Raw genomic sequence first — 15,624 nt, 5'->3', positions numbered from 1 at the left:
CCTGGCCCACTGCCTGTCGAGTTGGTGGGCGTTCGTGATCGACACCACGGGCGATCTGTGGACCACCACCGGCGCAGGCAGCCTCACCGCGGGCCTACATTGCGATCATGCGAACCGTAGTGATCAATTCCCGACAGACCTTCCAGCTGGAGCAGCGTCCAGAGCCGGTCGCTGGACCGGGGGCCGTGGTCGTCCGGGTGCGGGCCGCTGGACTCAACGCCGCTGACCTGCAGCAGGCACGGGGGGACTACCCGGCGCCACCGGGGTGGCCGGCCGACGTGCCCGGCCTGGAGGTCGCCGGCGAGGTCGAGCAGGTCGGATCCGGGGTCACGGGGGTCGTACCGGGAGACCGGGTGATGGCACTGGTCGGGGGTGGCGGCCACGCCGAGCGGATCGCCATCCCCGCCGATCTTCTGCTGCCGGTGCCGGACGGTTTGCCCTGGCAGGAGGCCGCCGGTTTCCCGGAGGCGTTCAGCACCGCCTGGGACGCCCTGGTCACCCAGGCCGGGATCCGCGCCGGCGACCGGGTGCTGGTCAGCGGCGCGGCGGGCGGGGTGGGCACGGCCATGGTGCAGGTCTCCGCGGTCTCCGGCGCGCACACCGTGGCCAGCGTGCGCCGGCCCGAACTCCATGACCGCGTGAAGGCACTCGCCCCGGATGGCCGGATCGACGTCGTAACCCCCGACCAGGAAACCGCGCACGCACCGTACGACGTGATCGTGGAACTGGTCGGCGGACAGGACTGCCTGCAGCGGGTCGCCTTGCTCCGCAGCCGGGGCAAGGTCCTCGTCGTCGGGGTCCAGGCCGGCACCACGGCGCCGCTGCGAATGTTCGATCTCATGCTCGCGCGCGCCCAGCTGATCGGCACCACCATCCGCGGGCGCTCACACGCCGAGAAGGCGCTCCTCGCCGACACCGTCCGGACGTCCGTGGTGCCCTTGCTGGCGCAGGGGAGGTTGCGGGTACCCATCGACGCGGCCTTCCCACTCGACCAGTTCGCTGACGCCTACGCCCGCCTGGCCGGCCCGGGCAAGTTCGGCAAAGTCATCCTGCTGCCCTGACGACCTCACTCTTGCGGCGGGCCACGGGATTTCCTACGTTCCGCGACCGCTGGTCGCTGGCGTCATCCGGGTCGCACACCGGCACGTGCGGAATCCGACGCGGGCCATGCCCAGCCGTGTGGCGCTTCGGGGGTTTCGAAGGTGCCAAGTGAAGGTGCCAAGTGCAGGATGGCAGGGAGCCCGTTGTCATCCAGAATGATCGGATGGTCACGCTGGAGACTCCCCGGTTGATCCTGCGTCGCTGGCGCGAGGAAGACGTTGCGCCCATGGCTGCCGTCAATGCCGATCCCGAGGTCATGCGGTGGATCCGCGACGGCAGTGTCCGTGACGAGAAGCAAACTCGCGACGGGATCCTGGCGTGGGAGAGCGAATGGGAGTCACAGGGCTTCGGCCTGTTCGCCGTGGAGATCAGGTCCACCGGCGAGCTGGCCGGGTTCACCGGCCTTTCGGTGCCCGCCTACTTGCCGGAGGTACTGCCGGCGGTCGAGATCGGTTGGCGGCTGGGACGGTCGCACTGGGGGCAGGGCTTGGCCACCGAGGCCGCTGCGGCCGCTGCACGGTTCGGGTTCGAAGAGCGAGGGCTGGAGCGGATCGTCAGCATCATCCAAGTGGGCAACGACGCCTCCGAACGGATCACGACCAAACTGGGGATGCATCCGGTCGGCGAGACCGTCAATCCCACCGGCGGCCGGCGAGTGCGGGTGTTCGAGTTGTCGTCGAATCGGTACGTCAGAACCACTCGTTGAGGGCGGCAACGAGGACGGTCGCCTCGTAGCGAACCGCGCTGCCCGGCCGTGATCACGATGAACATGGGCTTCTGCATCTGTTCGACGGCGGGGGTACGGCGAATGCCGGGCACCGGCGCGCGGCCGGCCGGTGCCCGGCGTTGTGCGGTCAGGAGCGGGCGCGCAGGGTCTCCGGGGTGACGAACGCGGCGACCAGGCTGATCAGCGCGCCGCACATCAGGTAACCCGCGGGTGCGTAGGTGCTTCGCGTGGCCTCCACGACGGCGGTGGCCACCAGCGGCCCGGCGCCGCCGAAGAGCACCACGCCGATGTTGTAGCCGATGCCGACCCCGCTGTACCGGCGGGCGGTCGGGAACAGCTCGGCGAAGATCGCCGGCTGCGGCGCCAGCATCATCGCCTCGCCGATCACCACCAGGGCGAGACCGCCCACCAGGAACCCGAAGGACAACCGGTGCAGCAACAGGAACCCGAGCGGCGCGGTCACCAGCACCCAGATGGCCCCGGCGATCAGGAACGGCTTGCGCCCCACCCGGTCGCACACCCGGGCGAACACCACGGTCAGCACCATCATGACCACCATCGCGCCGAACCCGGCGAGCTTCGCCCGCGCCGGCGGCACCGACAGCTCGGTCACCAGGAAGGTGGGGCCGTACACCAGCAGCACGTAGGTGCACATGGTCGGCGAGCACACCAGCCCGGCCACGCGCAGGATCGACCGCCAGTCGTGCCGCAGCGTCGAGCGCAGCGGAGCCCGTTCGTGCCCCTCCGTGGCGGCCACCCGGGCGAACTCGGGCGTCTCGTCCAGCCGCAACCGCATGTACAGCCCGATCAGGCCCAGCGGCAGCGCGACCACGAACGGGATCCGCCAGCCCCACGACTCCAGCGCGGCCGGCGGGAGCACCTCGCTGAACAGCAGCGCGGACAGGCTCGCCACCATCATGCCGAGCACGATCGTGATCGTTTGCCAGCTGCCGTAGTACGCCCGCCTGCCGGCCGGTGCCGTCTCGATCACGTACGCCACGGCACCGGTCCACTCACCGCCCGCCGACACGCCCTGCGCCAGCCGCAGCACCAGGATGAGCACCGGCGCGGCGACACCGATCGACGCGTACGACGGCACGAGCGCCATCAGCGCGGTGCCCAGCGAGATCAGCAGGATGATCGCCGACAGCGCGGCGCGCCTGCCGTGCCGGTCGCCGATGTAGCCGAACACCACCCCGCCGAGCGGTCGCACCACGAAACTCACCCCGAAGAGCGCGAACGTCAGCAGCAACGCGGCCGTCGGGTCCCCGGCCGGGAAGAACAGCTTCGCGATCGTCGACGCGAAGTACCCGTAGAGGACGAACTCGTACCACTCGATGAAGTTGCCGATGCAGGCGGCCACGATCGACTTGCGCTGCACCGAGGTGATGCGGTGCCGGGCGCCGGTGGCCGGCTGGGTCTGGACGGTCATGGTGTTCACCTTCCTGACGGGGCGACGCTGCCCCAGTCCGGTGTCCCCGCGACGGGGACGTGGTCGACGTGGTCGAGATAGGTGCCGAAACCGATGTCGAGGCGGATCCCGCCATAGCGGGCGGAGGTGACCTCGAGGCACGGCAGCAGGTGGACGGGATCGGCGGCGGACGGCCGCACGGTCACCTCCGCTGTGCCGTCCCACCCACCGGTCGGCCGGGAGGTGCGGAACGGGATGCGCACCAGCCTGCTGATGTCGTAGCCGGTGCCCTCCGCGCTCGGGATCAGCTTCAGCGCGAAGTGGTGGCCGAACCACTCCGGGATCGGGTCGAGCGCGGCGCCGGGCGTGGCGGCCCGGGCCCGCACGGTGACGATCTCGATGTCGTTGGCGGTGACGATACGGCCGGTCACCTCGTCACCGTCCTCGGTGAGGGTGACCGCGCGGGCCTGTTTCTTGGGCAGCCCGAAGATCTCCCGCCCGAGAGTGCCGTGGTTGAGGCCCTCGATGAAGAAGGTGAGCGGATAGGCGCCCACCTCGTCCTGGCGGCGGCACTGCACGCTGATCCCGGCCTGCAGGTACGGCGGCCGCTGTTCGACGGTGCCGTCGGGCAGGTGGAACCCGGCCCCGAGGAACTCGGCCACCCAGATGGCGACGAGCGGATCCGGCGCCGGCGCCAGCGGAGCGGGCAGCAGCCGTGCCAGCACCTCCGGGTCGGTGCGGTACTCGACGGTGAGCCAGCGCAGCTGCACGGTCTCGGTGCCCACGCCGTACAGCGGCGCGAACGGGGGCATCGCGACGACGGGTTCGGTCACGGATCCTCCTAGGCTCGGACGGACTTGGTGATCGCCTCGGCGATCACCTCGGTGGAGGGGATGACGGCCGCGGCGAGCCCCGGCGCGGCCGGGATGCGGGTGTCCGGCGCACCGATCCGCACCGGCGGGCAGCGCAGCGGCAGCCCGGCTTCGGCGACGGCGGCGAGCACCTCGCCACCGACCCCGCCGACCGTGTGCGCTTCGTGGGCGACCACCAGCCGTCCGGTGCGGCGCACGCTTGCCAGCACGGCCTCCAGGTCGAGCGGGCGCACCCAGCGGGCGTCCAGCACCTCGGCCTCGATCCCGTCCCCGGCGAGCCGGCCGGCCGCCTCCAGCACCCGGTGCTGCAGCGCACCCCAGGTGAGCACCGTGACGTCGCGGCCCGGACGCCGCACCGCCGCACCCCCCACCGGCTGCACGTCCCCGCCGAGCTGGACCTGCTGCTTGCCCGCGTGGTACAGGGTGCGGTTCTCGATCACGATCACCGGGTCGTTGCACCAGATCGCCGACAGCAGCAGGTCGTAGGCGTCCTGGTGCGTGGCGGGCAGGCACACCCGCAGCCCGGGCACGTGGGCGAAGAACGCCTCCAGCGACTGCGAGTGCTGGGCGCACGCCCCGGGCGCGTTGCCCTGCTGGGTGCGCACGGTCAGCGGCGCCGACAGCGACCCGCGGGACACGTAGCGGACGTTGGCGGCCTGGTTGACGAGCTGGTCCAGGGCGACCAGGGAGAAGTCGGCCCACATGATCTCGGCGATCGGCCGGCGACCGAACATCGCGGCGCCGACCGCGCCGCCGAGGATGGCCGATTCCGAGATCGGGGTGTCGAACACGCGGTCGCCGAATTCCCTGCGCAGGCCCTTCGTCACGCCGAACACCCCGCCGGGTGCGGCGACGTCCTCCCCGAACAGCAGCGCCTCCGGGCGTTCGGCGAGAGCGCGGCGCAGCGCCGCGTTGACCGACTCGGCGTAGGACAGGTTCTTCGTCTCAGGCATACAGGTGCTCCAGAACGGTCGTGGGGTCGGCGACGGGATCGGCCAGCGCGCGGGCGGAGGCATCGGCGATCTCGCGGGCCACCCGCGCTTCGAGTTCGTCCAGTTCGGACTGTGCGACGCCGAGGCCGAGCAGCTCCCGGGCGAGCCGTCCGATCGGTTCCGCGGCGAGCGCCGCGTCCAGGTCGCCGGAGGGCCGGTAGTGCTGTGCGTCGCCGATGTAGTGCCCGACGATCCGCTGGGTCATCGCCTCCAGCAGCACCGGGCCCGCGCCGGAACGAGCCCGGCGGACGGCCTCCGCGACGGCCTGGCGCACCGCCTCCGGGTCGTTGCCGTCGATGCGCGCGCCCGGCATCCCGTAGGCGGAGGCCCGCTTGAACAACCGGTCGACGCGCACCATGTCGGCGATCGGGGTGAGTTCGGAGTAGTGGTTGTTCTCGACGAGGAAGATCACGGGCAGCGCACGGACCGCGGCGAAGTTCATCGCCTCGTGCACCGCGCCCTGGTTCATCGCGCCGTCCCCGAACGCGGCGAGCGCCACGCGGCCCGATCCGTCGAAGGTGGCGGCCAGAGCGGCGCCCGCCGCGATCGGGGCGCCGGCACCCACGATCGAGTTCTCCCCGTACATCCCGTACTCGGGCGCGGAGAGGTAGGCCGATCCGCCGCGGCCACCGTTGATCCCGGTGGCGCGGCCGAGGAGCTCGGCGAACAGCGCGTGCGGCGGCGCTCCGCAGGCGAGCGTCCAGCCGTGACCGCGGTAGGTGGGGAACACGGCGTCGCGGCTGAGATCGAGCGCGGCGCAGGCGCCGACGTAGATCGCTTCCTGGCCGTTGCACAGGTGGACCGATCCGACGATGTCGCCGGTCGCACGCAGGCGGGTCACCTCCTCCTCGAAGGACCGGATCCGCCGCATCGACTCCAGATGGGCGAGCAGTGCCGCTGTTTCGGGCATGGGGGTACCCACTCTCCTTTTCGCACAGGGGAAAATCGAGGTTCAGGCGTAGTGGGGCAGGCCGCCGTCGACGGTGACGACCTGTCCGCTGACGTGCCGGGCGCCGGGCCCGGCCAGGAATTCCACGACGGCGGCGACGTCATCGGGTTCACCGGCGCCAGCGAGGTCTTCGCCCGCCTCGGCGTACCGGGCCTGCAGGCGGGCCGTGCGGATCGGTCCCGGGGCGACCGCGTTGACGCGGATGCCGTGCGGCCCGAGGTCGCGCGCCAGGTAGCGGGTGTACTGCACGACCGCGGCCTTGGCGACGCCGTAGTGCGCGTAACCGCCGTCCGCGGTGGCCGCCAGCCCGTTGACCGAGCTCATCGTCACGATGCTGCCGTGCCGCTGCCGCCGCATCGGCCCGGCGACCGCGCGGCAGCAGTGGACGGTGCCGAACAGGTTCAGCCGCAGCACCTTCTCCAGCTCGGCGAGCTCCACTTCGGACGCCCGGTTGCCGTGGATGGGACCGGTGCCGCCACCGGCGTTGCAGACCAGCACGTCCACCCCGCCCCAGGCGGCGATCACCGCACCCACCGCGGCCTCGACCGCCCCGGGATCGGTGACGTCGCACCGCAGGGCCATGGCGTCCACGCCGTGAGCGGCGATCTCCGGAACCACCGGTCCCGCGACCGCCCCGCCAGCGCTGTCGGTGCTGTCGCTGCTGTCGGTTCCGGGGTTGGTGTCCACGACGGCGACCGATGCGCCCGCAGCGGCGAGCCGCACCGCGATCGAACGCCCGATCCCGCGGCCCGCTCCGGTGACCACCGCCCGCGCCCGCTCCAGGGTCCTCATGACACCTCCCGGTTCGTCCGCGGCTCCGGCGAGGGCACGGTGAGCCGGCCGGTGCGCAGCAACCCGGTCGCCATCGCCGCGGCCTCCCGCACCTCCGCGATCAGCCACGACCGGCGCTCGACGAAGCGCGGCTGCGGCACGGACACCGTGAACGCCCCGGCCGGCGTGCCGTGCTCGTCGAAGAACGGCGCCGACACGCAACAGACGCCAGCGCTGAACTCCTCGAGGTCCAGGGCGTAGCCACGTCTGCGGGTCGTGGCCAGGTCCACGGTCAGCGCGTCGAAGTCGGTGATGGTGGAGGGCGTGACGGCCTCCAGCGGAACGCCGTCGAACATCGCCGCGACCTGCTCCTCCGGCAGGAACGCCAGCACGGCCTTGCACGACGCGCGCGCGTGCAGGTGGCCGGTGTAGCCGACGTCGAGGTTGCCGACCGACAAGGTGTGCAGGCCGGCGAGGTAGTGCTGCAGGATCAGCGTCCCGTGGTTCCAGCCCGAGATGTAGGACGTCTCGCGTGTCTTGTTGTGCAACCGGGTCAGGACGACCGCGAGCTCGGGCGAGGGCCCGGAGCGCCGCTGCAGGTGCCTGCTCAGCGAGGCGGCCTTCGGGCCGACGTCGTAGTAGCCGCCGGGCAGCCGGATCACGTGGCCGCTCGCGACCAGCGTCCGCAGCAGGTGGTAGCAGGTGCCGATCTTGATGCCGAGCTGCCGCCCGAGCACCTTCGCCGTGGCGCCGCCGTCGGCCGCGGCGACCGCCTCCAGCACCTGGAGCCCGCGCTCCAGCGTGTGCAGGACCGTGGTGCGCTGCTCACCCACCGCGCACCACCATCCTGGTCAGCGCCAGCGCGAGCACCTTCGCCGCCCGCACGACGTCCGCCTCGGCGACGCACTCGTCCGGCGCGTGCGCCAGCGTGACGTCACCCGGACCGAAGATCGCAGTCGGCACCCCCCGCGCTCCGAAGAAGGCGGCGTCGGAGCCGGCCGTGAAGCCGGTCAGGGTCTCCTCCCCCGTGGCGGCCCGTTGCGCCGACCGCAGCGCGGCGACCAGCTCGTGGTCGGTGGGCGTCTCCCAGCCGGGCAGGCCCTCGTGGTCCCAGCGCACGGCGGGCGGGTGGTCCCGCAGCCAGTCGTCGGTGGCGGCGACCTCGGCGAGCACCCGCTCGACCTCCTGCCGCAGCTCGGCCGGGGCCTCCCCCGGGACGAGCCCGATCCGGCCGGACATCGTCGCGTGGTCGGGCACCGCGGCGCGCCAGCTGCCCGCCCGGGCGGTACCGATCGCGAAGGGGATCGCGGTGGGCACGTCGGCGAACAGCGGGTGCCGGTAGGCCGCGCCGCGTTTGCGGGCCAGCTCGGCCAGCGCCTCGCGCACGCGGATCAGTTTGTCGAACGCGTCCACCCCGCGCCACGGGGCGGAGGTGTGCGCCGCGACGCCGGTGACGTCGACGGTGAAGAACAACAGGCCGGTGCTGATCGGCACGATCGCGCCGCCGGTCGGCTCCAGCACCAGCGCGGCCGCCGGGTCCGGCACCTCGAGCGCGGCGGCCCGTGTGCCCACCCCGGTGGTTTCCTCGGCCACGACGAGCTGCACCGCGACGTCGAACGGCAGGTCCGCGCGGAGGTCTTCGAGCGCGGCCAGCGCGTACAGCCCGGCCGCGATGCCGCCCTTCATGTCGACCGAACCGCGTCCGTGCACCTTGCCGCCGGCCCTGGCCCCGGAGTGCGGCGGGCGCGACCACGCCTGCTCGTCACCGGCCGGCACCACGTCGACGTGCCCGTTGAGGACCAGGCACGGCAGCCCGCGGCGCCGCGGGTACCAGACGATCAGGTTCTCCCGGTCCGCCGGCCGCGGCTCGCCGGCGGCGAGCCCGGTGGGCTCGAGGGGCTGCCGCACCAGCGGCCAGCCACGCGCGGCGAACCAGTCGGCGTACCGGCCGGTCACCCGGTCCTCCCACCCGCTCTCGCTGGGCTCGCGGACGGTGGCGGCGAGGAACGACAGCATGTCCTCGGCCACGGCGTCGACCCGGGCCAGTACCTGCGCGTCGGTCGGTCGCGGCATTGGTCACCTCCTGTTCGTCGGCTGGTCCGACACTCTGCGGCTTCGGCCGCGACCATTGCATCAGACTGAACCCGTTTTTGGACTATCTGAAATTCGGCCGTGGGGCCGGTGGGATCGGTCCGCGCCCCGACCTAGCGTGCGCAGGCGTCCCCGTCTCCCGAGGAGGAACCGTGTCCCACGCCGAGCTGTGGCAACGACATCAGCGGGTCATGCCCGCCTGGATGCAGCTCTACTACGACGAGCCGATCGAACTGGTCCGCGGCGAGGGGCGGCGCGTGACCGACGGCGAAGGCCGCGAGTACCTGGACTTCTTCGGCGGCCTGCTGGCGACCATGGTCGGCCACGACATCCCGGAGATCACCGAGGCGATCCAGGCGCAGGCGGGACGTCTGCTGCACTCGTCCACGCTCTACCTGATCCGCAGCCAGGTCGAACTCGCCGAGCGGATCGCGAAGCTGTCCGGCCTGGACGATCCGAAGGTCTTCTTCGTCAACTCCGGCACCGAGGCCGTCGAGACGGCGCTGCTGCTGGCCACCCAGCACCGCCGGTCCAACCAGGTCCTCGCCCTGCGCGGCAGCTACCACGGCCGCTCGTTCGGCACAGTCGCCGCCACCGGCATCCGCGGCTGGTCGGCCACCGCGCTCAGCCCGCTCGCCGTCACCTACGTGCACAGCGGCTACCGCTACCGCAGCCCTTTCGGCCACCTCGACGACGCCGGGTTCGTCGCGGCGTGCGCGGAGGAGCTGCGCACGATCATCGAGACCTCGACCGCCGGGGACGTGGCCTGCCTGCTCGCCGAACCGGTGCAGGGCGCGGGCGGGTTCGCCACCCCGCCCGACGGCTTCTTCCCCGCCATGAAGGACGTGCTCGACGACTACGGCATCCTGCTGATCTCCGATGAGGTCCAGTCCGGATGGGGACGCACCGGCCGGTCGTTCTTCGCCATGCCCGGGTTCGGCGCCACTCCCGACGCCATCACCTTCGCCAAGGGCCTCGGCAACGGCATCGCGATCGGTGGAGTCGTCGCCCCGGCCGGGCTGATGGACTGCCTTGGCGCGAACTCGATCTCCACCGCCGGCGGCAACCCGCTGGCCACAACGGCCGGGGTCGCCACACTCGATTACTTGCTCTCGCACGACCTGCAGGCCAACGCGGACAAGGTCGGCGACCACCTGATGGCGGGCCTGCGCCGGATCGCGGAAGACTGCCCACTGATCGGCGAAGTCCGCGGAATGGGGCTGATGATCGGGGTGGAACTCGTCGTACCCGGCACCCGTGAGCCCGCCGTCGCCGCCACCCTCGGCGTGCTCGACGCCGCGCGGGACCGCGGCCTGCTCATCGGGCGCGGTGGCCTGCACGGCAACGTCCTGCGCGTCACCCCGCCGATGACCGTCACCGTCGCCGAGGCGGACGAAGCTCTCGCCGTGCTGCGCGACGTCCTCACCACCGTGAACACCGTGACCACGGCGAACACCGCTGCCGAACACACCGAGGAGAACGCATGATCCGGCGCTGGACCCCGGGCACCGTCGCCGCACCCATCGGCATGTACAGCCACCTGGCTCAGGTGCCGGCCGGCCACGAGCTCGTGGTGATCTCCGGGCAAGTCGGCGCGCAGCCGGACGGCACGCTGGCGGGCGAGGACGCCGCGGCCCAGACCGAGGCTGTGTTCGCCAACCTGGAGCAGCTGCTCGCGCAGGCCGGTGCAGGACCGCAGCACCTGGTGAAGGTGTTCAGCATGGTGGCCGGCACCGAGCACCTGCCCGGTTTCCGCTCGGTGGTGAAACAGACCTTCACCCGCTGGTTCCCCGGCGGTGACTGGCCGGCCCAGTCGCTGATCGTGGCGGCCGCGCTGGCCAGGCCGGACATCCTGGTGGAGGTCGAGGCGATGGCCGCGGTGCCCCGATGACACCGGAGGAGTTCCGGGGCCTGTTCCCGGCGCTGCGCGAGCAGGTGTGGCTGGACACCCCGGGAGCGCCGCCGGGAGCCGAGCCCGTGGTGACCGTGATGCGGGAGGCGCTGGAGGGCTGGTCGTCCGGCGCGTTCGACTGGCTCGACTGGGACGGGGCCGCGGCGCGGGCGCGGCAGCTGTTCGCGGACCTCGTCGGCGTGCCCGCGGGCACGGTCACCACGATGTCGTCGCTGGCCGAAGCTGCCGCGACGGTGGCCGCGTCGCTGCCCCGGGGCCGGGTCGTGGTGGCCGAGCAGGACTTCCGCAGCAACCGCTTTCCGTGGCTGGCCGGGCACGACGTGGTGAGCGTGCCGGCGCGGGACGACGGCGCCACCCGGGTCGAGGACCTGATCGCGGCCCTGGACGACGAGGTGGTGCTGCTCGCGGTGAGCGAGGTGACCAGCCGGGAAGGGCAGCGGCTCGACCTCGTTGCGCTGCGCGCCGCGACCGACCGGGTCGGCGCCCGCCTGTTCGTCAACCTGACCCAGTCGCTCGGGGCTCTGCGGTTCGACCTCGCCGCCGTGCGCCCGGACTACCTCGCGGTGCACGGTTACAAGTGGCTGCTGTGCCCGCGCGGCGCGGCGTGGCTGGTGACGCGACCGGACCGGGTACCCGGCCTGCGGCCCCTGGCGCCGGGGTGGAAGTCGACGGCCGCCCCGCACGGCTACTTCGGCGGGACCCTCGACCTGGCGCCGGACGCCGCCCGGTGCGACGCCTCCCCGGCCTGGTTCTCGTGGCTCGGTGCGGGCGCGGCGCTGCGCCTGTTCCACGCCGTGGATCCGGCCCGGGTGGAGCGGCACGTGCTCGGCCTGGCCGGGCTCCTCACCGGCGAGGCGGCGGCGCTCGGCCTGCGCCGGGTCCTCGGTGGACCGGGCTCGCACATCGTGGTCCTGGCCACCGCGAACGCGAACCGGATCGCGCGGTCGCTGGCTGATCACGGGGTGCGCGCCACTGCGCTCGGCGACCGGGTCCGGTTCGGTTTCCACTACTTCAACGACGAGTCCGACGTCGCGGCCGCGGTCCGCGCACTCGCGGCCGCGACCGGACACGGCTCGTCCTAGTCCACGGTCAGCACCAGCTTGCCGAACTGGTCGCCCCTGGCCAGTTCGGCAAGCGCACGCGGACCGTCCGGCAGCGGGAAGGTGCGGTGGACCACCGGCCGGATCCGGTGCTCGGCCACCAGGGCGAGCATCCGCTCGAACCCCCGCGCACTGCCCATCGAGGTGCCCAGCAGGCTGATCTGCCGGAAGAACATGTCCCGCAACGACAGCTGCACGTCCGGTCCCGTCGTCGCACCGAGCGACACCAGCCGTCCACCCGGGCGCAGCACCGAGACGCACTTGCCGAACGTGGCGGAACCGACGCTGTCGACGACGAGATCCACCGGCTCGGACACCGCACTGGTCCAGTCCTCCGCGCTGCCGATCGCGTGGTCCGCCCCCAGTTCCCGGGCCTGCCGGCACTTCTCGGCGCTGCGTGAGGTGACGGTGACCGTGGCCCCCACCGCCTTGGCCATCGCCAGGGCGAAGGTGGCCACTCCGCTGCCAATGCCAGGCAGCAGCACGTGGGCGCCCGGACGCAACCCGCCGCGCGTGAACAGCGCCCGGTAGGCCGTCAGCGCGGCCAGCGGGAGAGCCGCCGCTTCGGCCCAGTCCAGGTGCGCCGGTTTCGGCGCCACGTTGCGCGCCGGCACGACGACGTACTCGGCGAACGTGCCGTCGGTCGGCACGCCGAGGATCGCCGGCACGTCCGGGACCTCGTCGGGCTCCTCCCAGTCCAGCGACGGGTTGATGACGACCTCGGTGCCGGGGGCGACGGCCGCACCTGGGCCCGCGGCGACGACCACCCCGGCTCCGTCGGAACCCAGCACCACGCGCGCGTCGCCGGGTTCGCGGGCGCCGACGAGGAACAGGTCGCGGTGGTTGAGCCCGGCGGCGCGCACCGCGACCACCACCTCCCCCGCTCCCGGCTCCGGTGCCGGGACCTCGGCCGCCCGGACACCCGTCAGCCCCGTCTCACCTTCGTGCACCACCGCCACCATCGTTGTCATGTCCACGAAGCTAGCGATGGTGCCGGGACACCGGCGATCCATCGCGAACTCGGTCACAGTGCGGGACTTTCACATGTTGAAGTCCTTGCGCGTCCGGTGCCCCGGCCGGCCGCTGCGACCAGGTCGGCGCGGGCCAGGTCGGCGTGGTTGTTCGCCGAGGACGGCGTGACCTGACCGATCATCGGGTCACGACCACCCAACCCGATGGCTTGCTGTGGCGCTGGAGACGCCTCGCAGCCGGACGCCGGGCCCGCCGTCCACACCGGAGCTTGTACTGTCACTTCGCATGGCTTCCGCCGGGATTGAGACCACCGCAGACCTGGTTCGTGAGCTGCTTCAGGAGCAGCATCCAGACCTCGCCGGGCTGACCGTCCGCGAAGTAGCGGGCGGATGGGACAACCAGCAGTGGCGCCTCGGGGACCACTTGGTCGTGCGCCTGCCGCGTACCGAACGTGCTCCGGAGCTCCAGCGCAAAGAGCGCCGGTGGCTGCCTGTCCTGGCCCCGCGCCTGCCGCTCCCGGTCCCGAACCCGGTGCGCACCGGCGTACCGTCCACGCGCTTCCCGAAACCCTGGACCATCATGACGTGGGTTCCCGGCGAGCCACTCGACTCCACTCCCCTCACCCGCGCCGATCACTCGGCCGACACCCTGGCCCGCTTCCTCCGGGCGCTGCACGTGGAGGCGCCGGTTGAGGCGCCGGTCAGTCCGGACCGCGGCGCTCACCCCAGGGCGTCCACCGACGGCTTCGATCACTTCTTCCAAGCCGTTTCCCCGGGCGCCGTTGCCGACCGGGTCCGGGCCGTCTGGGAGGACGCGATCGCCGCGCCCGAGTGGGACGGGCCGCCGGTCTGGGTGCACGGTGACCTCCATCCCGCCAATGTGATCGTCTCGGACGGGACGCTGTCGGGCGTGATCGACTTCGGTGACATGTTCGCCGGAGACCCGGCGTGGGACCTCGCGGCCGCCTGGGTGGTCCTTCCCGCGGGCACCGCCTCACGGTTCTTCGACGTGTACGCACGGGTGGACGCGGCGACGATCCGGCGCGCTCGCGGCGTGGCTGCTCTGAAATGCCTGTTCCTCATGCTCATGGGCCAGAACGGAGACCGCGGCCTGCCCGGCGGCAAACCGGCGTGGGGCCCAGCGGGCCGGGCAGCGCTCGAACGTGTCGTGCAAGACGGCCTGAGGTAGGCAGGAGGCCGGCGGTCAGGTGCCGGCGGACGCGCTGTCGGCGTCGAGCAGGTTGCGTTCCACGCGCCGCAGCAAGCGCAGCAGGTCCGCCTGCTGACGGTCGGACAGTCCGGCGGTCGTGGCGGTGTCCAGCGCGGCCCACATCCGCTCGACGGCCGGGCGTAGCCCGCGACCGGCCGGAGTGAGCGAGACGATCACCGACCGGCGATCGGTCTGCGACGAGCCGCGGACGACGAATCCGTTGCGCTCCAGTGCCTGCACGGTCCGGCTCACGGTGGACAGGTCGAGGTCGAGCGCCCGGGCGAGCTCGGTCTGCGACCGGTGGTCGTTCTCCCACAGCCGCATCAGCAGCAGCTCCTGCCCCGGGTAGAGGCCACACTCCCGCAGGAGCCGCCCGGCCACCGCGAGATGTGCCCGGGCAACGGCCGCGATACCGCGGCTGATTTCGCCCTGTTCGACCACGCGCAACTCCCGTCTCCCCCGTTACTTGGCACGACAACCATACCGGTCGGAGTCCGTGTTCCGTCACACCCAATCCATAAACTTGGTACAACAAGTAATATGCTTGTCGTACCAAGCAACTCGAGGAGGCGTGTGATGTCGGAGAACAACGAGCCGATCCTGGTGATCGGCGGCACGGGTCGGCAAGGCGGCGCGGTGGCGCGGGAGCTGCTGCGGCGGGGTCGTACCGTGCACGCACTGGTGCGCGATGCGGAGGCTCCCGCGGCGCGGGAACTGGCCGCCGCGGGTGCGCGGCTGGTTCGCGGAGATCTGGACGACCCGGAGTCGCTGGTAGCGGCCATGCGCGGGGTGCGGGGCGTGTTCAGCGTGCAGACGTTCCAGGGACCCGGTGGGGTCGCGGCGGAGGAACGGCAGGGCAAGGCGGTGGCCGACGCGGCGGCGCGAGCGCGGGTGGCACACCTGGTGTACAGCTCGGTGGGCGGGGCGGAGCGGGACAGTGGCGTGCCGCATTTCGACAGCAAGTGGCACGTCGAGCAGCACATCGAGGCACTCGGCCTGCCGGCGACCGTGTTGCGGCCGGCCATGTTCTACGACGGCTTCCACGACGTCGGCCCCCGGCTCGTGGACGGCGAGCTCGTACTGGGCCTGTGGCTGCGGCCCGAGGTTCCGTTGCAGTTGATCGCCACCGCCGACATCGGGGTGTTCGCCGCGGACGCCTTCGACGCCCCCGCGCACTGGATCGGGCGGCAGATCGAGCTCGCCGGGGACGAACTCACCGGGCCGCAGATGGCCGAGGTCTTCGCCCAGGTGACCGGTATCCCCACCCGGTACGAGCAGCAGCCGATCGAACAGCTGCAGGCGATCAGCACGGAGATGGCCGCGATGTTCGGCTGGTTCGACCGCGAGGGCTACCGCGCCGATGTGCCGGCCCTGCGCCGCCGCCACCCCGCGCTCGCCAGCCTCCGGTCCTGGCTCGGCACCAGCGGCTGGACGCCGGGCTCCCGCTGACCTTCGACGGCCACGGGCACACGCTCGTCCGGCCCGGGGATCGTCACCCGGGCCGGACGAACGCACCC

General features: G+C 72.2%; 16 protein-coding genes. 7 read left to right on the top strand and 9 right to left on the bottom strand.

What is annotated here, in order from left to right:
* The first annotated feature begins 107 nt into the window (after positions 1-107).
* Together FHX46_RS14785 and FHX46_RS14780 are read left to right on the top strand one after the other, a co-directional pair.
* Positions 108-1,061 carry an alcohol dehydrogenase catalytic domain-containing protein gene (locus FHX46_RS14785; protein WP_167114663.1) on the top strand — a complete coding sequence of 318 codons (954 nt, stop codon included), beginning with the start codon at positions 108-110 and terminating at the stop codon, positions 1,059-1,061.
* A 203-nt stretch (positions 1,062-1,264) separates the two neighbouring features.
* The gene (locus FHX46_RS14780) at positions 1,265-1,807 is read left to right on the top strand and encodes a GNAT family N-acetyltransferase (protein ID WP_167114660.1); all 543 of its coding nucleotides are present in this window, start codon (positions 1,265-1,267) and stop codon (positions 1,805-1,807) included.
* 148 nt (positions 1,808-1,955) lie between these two features.
* Here the strand turns inward: FHX46_RS14780 and FHX46_RS14775 are convergent, their stop codons facing one another.
* From FHX46_RS14775 to FHX46_RS14745, 7 genes are read right to left on the bottom strand one after another with little or no spacing between them, the layout of a single operon-like run.
* Positions 1,956-3,260, bottom strand: a complete 1,305-nt coding sequence (locus tag FHX46_RS14775; RefSeq protein WP_167114657.1) for an MFS transporter — start codon at positions 3,258-3,260, stop codon at positions 1,956-1,958.
* A 5-nt stretch (positions 3,261-3,265) separates the two neighbouring features.
* On the bottom strand, positions 3,266-4,072 hold the full coding sequence (locus FHX46_RS14770) for an acetoacetate decarboxylase family protein (protein WP_167114654.1): 807 nt from the start codon (positions 4,070-4,072) through the stop codon (positions 3,266-3,268).
* Between the two features lie 8 nt (positions 4,073-4,080).
* On the bottom strand, positions 4,081-5,064 hold the full coding sequence (locus FHX46_RS14765) for an alpha-ketoacid dehydrogenase subunit beta (RefSeq protein ID WP_167114651.1): 984 nt from the start codon (positions 5,062-5,064) through the stop codon (positions 4,081-4,083).
* Entirely contained in the window at positions 5,057-6,013 is a 957-nt protein-coding gene (locus FHX46_RS14760; protein WP_167114650.1) for a thiamine pyrophosphate-dependent dehydrogenase E1 component subunit alpha, read from the bottom strand. Before FHX46_RS14760 ends, FHX46_RS14765 begins: the two co-directional genes overlap by 8 nt.
* Positions 6,014-6,055: 42 nt before the next feature.
* On the bottom strand, positions 6,056-6,844 hold the full coding sequence (locus tag FHX46_RS14755; RefSeq protein ID WP_167114647.1) for an SDR family NAD(P)-dependent oxidoreductase: 789 nt from the start codon (positions 6,842-6,844) through the stop codon (positions 6,056-6,058).
* Positions 6,841-7,656 carry an IclR family transcriptional regulator gene (locus FHX46_RS14750; RefSeq protein ID WP_167114644.1) on the bottom strand — a complete coding sequence of 272 codons (816 nt, stop codon included), beginning with the start codon at positions 7,654-7,656 and terminating at the stop codon, positions 6,841-6,843. The genes FHX46_RS14755 and FHX46_RS14750 overlap by 4 nt, the downstream gene beginning before the upstream one ends.
* Positions 7,649-8,896 (bottom strand): M20 family metallopeptidase, encoded by a 1,248-nt coding sequence (locus FHX46_RS14745; RefSeq protein WP_167114641.1) that lies wholly within the window; start codon positions 8,894-8,896, stop codon positions 7,649-7,651. The genes FHX46_RS14750 and FHX46_RS14745 overlap by 8 nt, the downstream gene beginning before the upstream one ends.
* A gap of 170 nt (positions 8,897-9,066) precedes the next feature.
* Here FHX46_RS14745 and FHX46_RS14740 point away from each other — a divergent pair, with 170 nt between their 5' ends.
* Genes FHX46_RS14740 through FHX46_RS14730 form a run of 3 tightly spaced genes read left to right on the top strand, consistent with a single transcriptional unit; the run spans position 9,067 to position 11,908 of the window.
* Complete coding sequence (locus tag FHX46_RS14740; RefSeq protein ID WP_167114638.1) at positions 9,067-10,401, top strand: aspartate aminotransferase family protein; 1,335 nt, start codon at positions 9,067-9,069, stop codon at positions 10,399-10,401.
* A complete protein-coding gene (locus FHX46_RS14735) occupies positions 10,398-10,805 on the top strand; it encodes a RidA family protein (RefSeq protein WP_167114635.1) in 408 nt (135 codons plus the stop codon). The genes FHX46_RS14740 and FHX46_RS14735 overlap by 4 nt, the downstream gene beginning before the upstream one ends.
* Positions 10,802-11,908 (top strand): aminotransferase class V-fold PLP-dependent enzyme, encoded by a 1,107-nt coding sequence (locus FHX46_RS14730; protein ID WP_167114632.1) that lies wholly within the window; start codon positions 10,802-10,804, stop codon positions 11,906-11,908. Before FHX46_RS14735 ends, FHX46_RS14730 begins: the two co-directional genes overlap by 4 nt.
* Here FHX46_RS14730 and FHX46_RS14725 read toward each other — a convergent pair.
* Positions 11,905-12,897, bottom strand: coding sequence for a zinc-binding dehydrogenase (locus FHX46_RS14725; protein ID WP_243871274.1), 993 nt, complete (start codon positions 12,895-12,897; stop codon positions 11,905-11,907). The two genes, FHX46_RS14730 and FHX46_RS14725, sit on opposite strands and share 4 nt — an antisense overlap.
* A 286-nt stretch (positions 12,898-13,183) precedes the next feature.
* Here FHX46_RS14725 and FHX46_RS14720 point away from each other — a divergent pair, with 286 nt between their 5' ends.
* Positions 13,184-14,086, top strand: coding sequence for an aminoglycoside phosphotransferase family protein (locus FHX46_RS14720; RefSeq protein WP_167114629.1), 903 nt, complete (start codon positions 13,184-13,186; stop codon positions 14,084-14,086).
* Between the two features lie 15 nt (positions 14,087-14,101).
* Here the strand turns inward: FHX46_RS14720 and FHX46_RS14715 are convergent, their stop codons facing one another.
* Positions 14,102-14,548 (bottom strand): MarR family winged helix-turn-helix transcriptional regulator, encoded by a 447-nt coding sequence (locus FHX46_RS14715; RefSeq protein ID WP_208400153.1) that lies wholly within the window; start codon positions 14,546-14,548, stop codon positions 14,102-14,104.
* Positions 14,549-14,683: 135 nt separating this feature from the next.
* On the opposite strand from FHX46_RS14715, the gene FHX46_RS14710 reads away from it, so the two are divergent.
* On the top strand, positions 14,684-15,556 hold the full coding sequence (locus tag FHX46_RS14710) for an NmrA/HSCARG family protein (protein ID WP_167114623.1): 873 nt from the start codon (positions 14,684-14,686) through the stop codon (positions 15,554-15,556).
* Positions 15,557-15,624: the final 68 nt, after the last annotated feature.

Origin of the sequence: Amycolatopsis viridis (assembly GCF_011758765.1) — a bacterium.
Taxonomy (GTDB): Bacteria; Actinomycetota; Actinomycetes; order Mycobacteriales; family Pseudonocardiaceae; genus Amycolatopsis_E; species Amycolatopsis_E viridis.
The sequence above is the reverse complement of the archived record's forward strand: the minus strand, read 5'-3'. Positions and strand labels throughout refer to the sequence as shown.

What these genes read in the sequence shown, in the direction of transcription:
- FHX46_RS14710 (WP_167114623.1), top strand. Translation starts at nt 14,684, where the DNA reads ATGTCGGAGAACAACGAGCCGATCCTGGTGATCGGCGGCACGGGTCGG.
- FHX46_RS14775 (WP_167114657.1), bottom strand. Translation starts at nt 3,260, where the DNA reads ATGACCGTCCAGACCCAGCCGGCCACCGGCGCCCGGCACCGCATCACC.
- FHX46_RS14735 (WP_167114635.1), top strand. Translation starts at nt 10,398, where the DNA reads ATGATCCGGCGCTGGACCCCGGGCACCGTCGCCGCACCCATCGGCATG.
- FHX46_RS14720 (WP_167114629.1), top strand. Translation starts at nt 13,184, where the DNA reads ATGGCTTCCGCCGGGATTGAGACCACCGCAGACCTGGTTCGTGAGCTG.
- FHX46_RS14760 (WP_167114650.1), bottom strand. Translation starts at nt 6,013, where the DNA reads ATGCCCGAAACAGCGGCACTGCTCGCCCATCTGGAGTCGATGCGGCGG.
- FHX46_RS14745 (WP_167114641.1), bottom strand. Translation starts at nt 8,896, where the DNA reads ATGCCGCGACCGACCGACGCGCAGGTACTGGCCCGGGTCGACGCCGTG.
- FHX46_RS14730 (WP_167114632.1), top strand. Translation starts at nt 10,802, where the DNA reads ATGACACCGGAGGAGTTCCGGGGCCTGTTCCCGGCGCTGCGCGAGCAG.
- FHX46_RS14785 (WP_167114663.1), top strand. Translation starts at nt 108, where the DNA reads ATGCGAACCGTAGTGATCAATTCCCGACAGACCTTCCAGCTGGAGCAG.
- FHX46_RS14765 (WP_167114651.1), bottom strand. Translation starts at nt 5,064, where the DNA reads ATGCCTGAGACGAAGAACCTGTCCTACGCCGAGTCGGTCAACGCGGCG.
- FHX46_RS14755 (WP_167114647.1), bottom strand. Translation starts at nt 6,844, where the DNA reads ATGAGGACCCTGGAGCGGGCGCGGGCGGTGGTCACCGGAGCGGGCCGC.
- FHX46_RS14780 (WP_167114660.1), top strand. Translation starts at nt 1,265, where the DNA reads ATGGTCACGCTGGAGACTCCCCGGTTGATCCTGCGTCGCTGGCGCGAG.
- FHX46_RS14725 (WP_243871274.1), bottom strand. Translation starts at nt 12,897, where the DNA reads ATGACAACGATGGTGGCGGTGGTGCACGAAGGTGAGACGGGGCTGACG.